The 6,644-nt window shown below is 40.1% G+C and carries 5 protein-coding genes; all 5 read right to left on the bottom strand.

The window, feature by feature from the left end:
* Window positions 1–24 precede the first annotated feature (24 nt).
* Entirely contained in the window at window positions 25–1,461 is a 1,437-nt protein-coding gene (locus FTT98_RS13275) for a hypothetical protein (RefSeq protein WP_180177470.1), read from the bottom strand.
* 691 nt (window positions 1,462–2,152) lie between these two features.
* Complete coding sequence (locus FTT98_RS13280) at window positions 2,153–2,341, bottom strand: hypothetical protein (RefSeq protein WP_180177471.1); 189 nt, start codon at window positions 2,339–2,341, stop codon at window positions 2,153–2,155.
* Window positions 2,338–2,631: a hypothetical protein gene (locus FTT98_RS13285; protein WP_180177472.1), complete on the bottom strand. Its 294-nt coding sequence runs from the start codon at window positions 2,629–2,631 to the stop codon at window positions 2,338–2,340. Before FTT98_RS13285 ends, FTT98_RS13280 begins: the two co-directional genes overlap by 4 nt.
* Before the next feature lie 1,532 nt (window positions 2,632–4,163).
* Entirely contained in the window at window positions 4,164–5,342 is a 1,179-nt protein-coding gene (locus FTT98_RS13290) for a hypothetical protein (protein ID WP_180005507.1), read from the bottom strand.
* Window positions 5,343–5,470: 128 nt separating this feature from the next.
* A partial coding sequence (locus FTT98_RS13295) for an MFS transporter (protein WP_257230220.1) occupies window positions 5,471–6,644 on the bottom strand: 1,174 nt, incomplete at its 5' end.

Raw genomic sequence — 6,644 nt, forward strand, 5'->3', positions numbered from 1 at the left:
ATGGTGGACGGTCTGATCTACTACTTACTTAATCCGAACCCCTTGCTCTCTCAGGATTTTAACCATCTCCTCAGTGCTGATATTGGCTTGTTTGGCAGCCTGCTTAACTTCGCTTAACGTCACAGTGGCACCACTCACATTACTGCTGGAAGTGGCTCTTTTGATCTGCTCCTGTCCTTGTGCACCAGCTCCGCTAACAATCATATTCATTGCTAATTCACGGTTTCTGGCTTTTTGAGCAATAACCTCATCAGAGTCACCGATCTGAGGGAAGTATTGCTTTTGTGCATTCTCAAACTCTGAGTCAGCGATTACAGCACCAGATTCTTTACGCAGTACGGCGTTAATGAAGTCCCGTTGTGCTTGAACGTATTGCTGCTGTTCAACACTTGCACCGCCTAAGATGCTCGGTAAAGCATTTGAGATTTTGGCACCAGCACCAAATGGAACAATGCTATTTATGACAGGCGCTTTAATGTCTTTGGCCTCTAATGCAGTCAGAATTTTATGAGCCTCCTGCATTCGAGCACCGAACAAAGCATCCTTACTTTGCTGCTCAGTCATTCCACCTGATCCACCTTTAGCTTGCGCTTTAAGTGGCTGGCCATCCCCTAGCAATAATGGCTCAACCTCTCCAGCATTAGGACCAGACTTGTATACAGCATAAGTAACGCCGTCAGAGCCTTGCATTATTTCAAACTCACCATTATCACGTGCTTCTTTTTGCGCCTGAACGATCTTGTCAAACTCAAGCCTATTACTGGCAGTTTTAGCACCAGTGTCAGCGACATACTTTGATGTTGCGTTATTCATACCGGTAGTTTTGATACTGGTCTCAGAACTCAGCATTGCATTCTTATCCGCTTGAATATACTTCATTGCATCCTTCTCGCTAGAAAGAACAATGCCCTGTACAAACTGCTTTAGTAATTCAGGCTTGGTACTCATAGAGGTAATTTGTTGACTGTACTGCTCATATAGCTCTGGTGTAATTGTGCCTGCTTTGTGGGCGTTATTAAGTGCCAGTCTTGCAGCATTCGCATCACCAGTCTGGGCTGCTACTTTAAGCGCCTGGTTAGCATTCTCAAGGAGCTTTACAGAGTTATTAATATTAATCGTCCCTGTTTCTGCACTAACTTTTTTGGATTCAAAACCAAGCTTTTCTGATTCAGACTTTGTTTTGCCAATATCTGCTTCAATCTTCTGCTGATCAAGTAGGGCTTTTTGCTGTGCTGCTTGCTGCTCTTGCAGTTTTGGCATGACAAAACGTGCTAGTGGTGATGTTTTGCCAATATCCATCATCCTGTTCAAGTCGCCATTGGTTTCTTTATACAGGCGGTTGAGCTCGCCATCTGTTTTTTGCTGGGTATAGAACTGCGCCAGTTTTGAGCCTTGATCAAGCATCCCCATCATATCTGGAGCTTGGACTCGTAGTGGCAGTGTGTGGTCGAGTATAGCCATATATAACCTCTTTCTTTGTTTATAGGGCTATAGGGATGGCCTAATAATGCCTAGAAAAATCCCAAATCTTCACCCTAATTAGATATAAAAAAACTAAATAAAAAAACTTATAAATCGCTTATTATTTTACCATGACAATCAATATGTTTAATTATATTTTTCAATAATTTATGTAAGATATTACGTACAAATTAGACATGATTTTTATACGTTTTTATACTGATATTTTCATCAGAAAATAGGGTTCTAATTTCAAGTTTTATCAGGTTCAAAGGTTAAGTTTTGTTAAGTTCAAATACTGACTATCACTTACTTTCAAATAACAGGTTTTGACAGGTTTTTTATACTGGGAAAAATGTCAGGTTTTGTCAGGTTTATATTTCTATTTTTATGGATGGATACCAAAATTATGACTGTATGCCCCATGTCCGTACTTTTGATCATTTTATATACGTGGACTATGTTACTACATCAAAAAAATGCTGTTACCACATCAAAACCTGTATATCTGATTTCCTGTTACCACATCAAACCGCCGTACCTGGTGCCATGTTTCAATCAAGTAAAAAAAATAATTTAACACTCATAGTTCTGGGCCAATCAACCAAGTCGGATAGATCAGGTTTAAATAATAAATAAGATCGTAAAACGTGGCATGAGCTATGTATATTTCAGGCATTAAAAAAGCCCACTATTGTGAGCTTTCATTTTTCTTCATATCTTCATCTAACTGACCTTTAACCCATCCGCTAAAATCATCCAGTTTATTAGCATGGGCCAATAGATCGGCATCGTGTGGATTCTCAGTATTGAAGCTGACTAGCTTTTGCTTGCGCTTTTTCTCATAGCGAGTTTTGGGCGTGTCGTTGGGCTTATTCATGCACTGGCCTTTTGTTTAGTAGCTTCCCATTCAGCTTCGTATTCTTCTGCCCCTTTAGCATGGTTGCGGTGTCGATCTTCTGCTAAATATTCATACATATCTAGTTGAGTAACAATTTCAGAAAAATGATACTGGCTGACTTCTTTTCCACTTTCTGCCAGCTTGTTTAACTTCATTACTTCTTTTCTGATATGGCTGATAGCTGTACACATCCAGTTCATATCTGATTCAGCTAATGAAGCTAGGTCGTACATTTCACCAGCATCATAAGTTTTAGTCTTGTTCGTCATTGTATACCCCCTTAGTAGATTATTTATTCAATATATCGTATATACGATTATATAGCAAGAGGGTATTTACTACTTTGTTGAAAACAGGTCAATGGATCAATTATCTGTTGAGATAGTCCTATTCTTATATATACAAATAAGGGCATCTCAACACTTAATCTATTTTCTACAGGCAGAATAATGCTGCTCAAATGTTAAGTTTTGACAAGTCCGAGCAGTAATTGAAATGTAGTATTTTGCAGTAATCAGGACCGTAATCGGACCGTAATGATTTCAGGTTTTAACCTTAACAATTGTTAACAGGTGCAACCGCAAAGGATGCCGTAATGGTGCCGTAATGATTTCAAGTTTTATCAGGTTCAATCGTTGGGTTTTGTTGGGTTCACAATGTGAGGTTTTGTGAGGTTGTGACCTTAGGATTACTTAGGATTTCCGCAGTCTGCAACAATAGGTTTTGATAGGTTCAAACCTTAGCATTTCTTAGCATGTGTGCCGTCTGCAATACTAAGTTTTACTAAGTCCAGGCCATAACAATTGATAACAGGTGCAGCGTTTTGAATGTCAACAATTGTTAACAGGTGCGCCGTTCTGAATCTCAGGTTTTATCAGGTTTTGTATTTTTAAAACTGAAGTTTTCTGAAGTCCTAATATTAGGTTTTATAAGGTTCTATTCTCTTTTAAAGCAGTCCGCAAAACTAACATTTACTAACAGGCAGTATGCCAACGCAAAATTGCGTCCACCTACACGCGCGCGTAGTTGTTCCGAAACCTGAGTTTTCCGTAGTAGACCAGCGAAAAATTGCGTTGGTTAATGAACTACGAAACTTTCGTACAGTCACACAGTGTAGGTATGGTCAAAATGACCACCCCGATACAGGATTTCCTGTACCGATACCACTAGCGGAATTCCGCTATCGCTATGCCATGCTCAAAAGTGAGCAACGGTATTCACTGAGCGAAAAATTGCGTTGAGTGGGTGTGTCCAAATATTGGCAGACCTCAAAATTGAGTTTTGCACGTGACTATCAGGTACTCACAAAGATAACCCCAACTTTGGGGGCATCTCTTAACTACCTTTAAAGTGTAGTAGCGGATCAGAAACATTTACCCCACCGGGGGATATGCTCAAATTTGAGCGCATCCAAACAGCCAAGCTACTTAATCAGCCACTTGGACGGCTAAGTTAATTCGACATTTGAAATGCGGATTTAAAATCTAAAATTCTACTGACTAGCTCAAAGATAGTTAGTGAGTACCTTAAAGTCACTCACAAAGGATAGGATTCTAAATCTAACCCCACCTGAGCCACAAATAAGAGGAGCAGCTTAAAAAGTGCCTAGTGATGACACAATCAGTCACCTATTAGTCACTATGTTTTAATTAAATTTATAAGTTATTAATTTATATTAAAAATATAATTGGAATTACATTCTGTATTGGAAAGTAATAAAACGATTGAGCTCCTCATTTCACCTATGGATAGATCCATCCAAAGCACGATGTTCGAAAACATCGTGCTTTTTTTACATCGTTTAGCGAGGGTTTGAGCCCAAAATGATTTTAAAGATCGTTCTCAGCACATCTTTCATTTTCATCCCATAAAAAGGATTGATTGCTGCTCTTTTCGATGCGGCTTCAACTTTGACTTTGAGTGTTGCATAGTCTGGAAATTGTTGCTGTTGCGAAGATTTTTCGACCGCTGACAAAATATCAATTAAAAAAGCACGATTGATTTTTGAACTTAATGGAATGGATTGATACCACTGTTTTTCAAAGCGACGATCTAAAAAGATATCGGGAATTTCGGGGCTAGTGGCATAAAACATGGCTTTGGTGCGCATACATTTGCTGCATTGACCACAATTTTTAGGTCGAGCCGTATAGTTCACACAGATCGACAGGGTTTGTAAATCTAAGTTCGATTGGCTTAAAAATGCGGTTTTTTGTGATCGCGTGACATCATCGTCGAGGGTGATTAAGACCCCAGATCGGTTCTTCATCAATCGGTTGGATGCCGTATTTGAGCCATAGGGATGAACGAATAATTGTTGATCTAAACGGTAATCGGCTGAAATTCGATATTGCTGGTAATGTTCAAAAATCGAAGCGCAGGAAAACAGCGAAAAGATATGTGTGACATGCGAACCTTTAGGGTTACAGCCATATTTACTGTACAGCGCGTAAGCATCAGTTTTTACCACGCGACTTTGCTTAAAAACTTGGCTTCTAAAACTATGGGTCTGATCCATTAAGGCCTGAAATTTTTCATGGTCATCAAATTTATAATCCATTCCATGCACAGTGAGACAATCAGAGTCTTGTCCATTTTCAAGAAAAGCTTTGTATGTACTATATGTGGAGTCAATCCCACCGCTAAAAAAGCTTAAATTTTGAGTGGGTTGGTTTGCTGGTGGTGTTTGAATGATTGATGCAGCACTGAGCATGACTGGTTGATATAAATCAGGTAACCAAGCGGCCCAGACCGTTGAAACCTCACGTGCGGAGTGGAGGGTTTGTATTGAAATAGGTCCTTCTACATGCAGCGGGATGCCAAGGCGCATAGCAATGGGTAAAAAGCCCCAAACGATAAAATCATAGGTTTCTAATTGCGGTAAGGATTCAAAGGGTAAAATATAGTGAATATTCCCGTATTCGCTGTTGGCGATGATTTGATTTTCTGCAGTGTTAATTTGACATTGAATTTTTAGCATTTTTTAAAATTTTTGAATCACATCACACAAGATCTTAATTTAATTTGATTGATTTTTATAGGGTTTCTTAATTGTTTTTGGGTTTAAGAAGCACCCAATACAAGATGCTTCTTGAATAAGTTTAGTGGTTAATTGGTGTTCAGACTGCGGTGCCAAAGCAATAAGCCGATACACAATAAACCTACGCCAATACAAAAACCTAAAACACCGACCATCAAGCCAAAATGATCAGATAAATAACCGGCCGCAATAATTGGAATAATGGTGCCTAGATATCCAATAAATAAATAGGTCGAGATCACCGCAGCACGGTTTTGATTGTTGGTCATTTGATGAACTAAGCCAAATGCGCCTAAAAGCCCCAGACCATGACCGACACCCACTAAAATATCGCTAATAAAAAACAATGCACTCCAGTGTTGGGTCATACATAGGGCAAGAAGTGCATAGCTCAGTATTAACACCATTAAGCCGGCATTGACACATTTTTCAGAAGGAATCGATTTCGCCATAAATTGCACGACAGCGGAAACCAGCAAGATACTTGCAATGGCACTACCACTGACCAAAGGGCCATGCCATGGGATCGCATCTTTGACGAAAGAGGGTGCGAGTGATGCAAATAAGCTAAAAGAGCCAAAGGCACAAAAGGCAGTCAGTCCGGCGATATAAAATCGTGAATGATCACGCTTTTCAGGCAATTCCAAATGTGGTGCCACTGAAAAAGGCTGTGGCTCAAAGTTCGGTGTGCGAATAAAAAACAACCCAATTAGACATGCCAAACCCCCAAAGATCACAGGGATATAAGGGGTGACTAAAGGCTGTTCCGAAAATTGGGCAATCACCCCACCAATAAATGGGCCAAGACCAAAACCAATCACGGTAATGATTGAACTCAGCTGCGGTGCATTATTTTTATGCTGTTCAGGAATGGTATAGACCAAGCCAAGCATGGCTGAGGTGCTAATTAAACCCGAGGCAATCCCGATAATAAAGCGCCCGATAGATAACCACAGTGCATTACTGGCAAACACTGATAAGCTTAAACCTAAGATGATGCACGCCCTACCGATTTGCAGGGTTCTTAAAAAACCAAAACTGTTACTGGTACGACCTAAAAACAGCAAGGTCGCTAGGCAACCAAACATGTAGGCAACAAAGATATAGGTGATATGACTCGGCAGCAGTCCCCAAAGTTGTTGATAAATGGGATACAGAGGACTAGCTAGCGCTGTACCAATAGTGCCCATACAGAGTGCAAGGCTCACCATGATAAACGGTCGCCAAGAGGGAGATGTGGTC

Origin of the sequence: Acinetobacter sp. YH12039 (genome assembly GCF_013420015.1) — a bacterium.
In the GTDB taxonomy this organism is placed as follows: Bacteria; Pseudomonadota; Gammaproteobacteria; order Pseudomonadales; family Moraxellaceae; genus Acinetobacter; species Acinetobacter amyesii.

Bases quoted from the DNA above. Each gene is read 5' to 3' on its own strand.
- FTT98_RS13290 (WP_180005507.1), bottom strand. From the start codon at position 5,342: ATGCTAAAAATTCAATGTCAAATTAACACTGCAGAAAATCAAATCATC.
- FTT98_RS13275 (WP_180177470.1), bottom strand. From the start codon at position 1,461: ATGGCTATACTCGACCACACACTGCCACTACGAGTCCAAGCTCCAGAT.
- FTT98_RS13285 (WP_180177472.1), bottom strand. From the start codon at position 2,631: ATGACGAACAAGACTAAAACTTATGATGCTGGTGAAATGTACGACCTA.
- FTT98_RS13280 (WP_180177471.1), bottom strand. From the start codon at position 2,341: ATGAATAAGCCCAACGACACGCCCAAAACTCGCTATGAGAAAAAGCGC.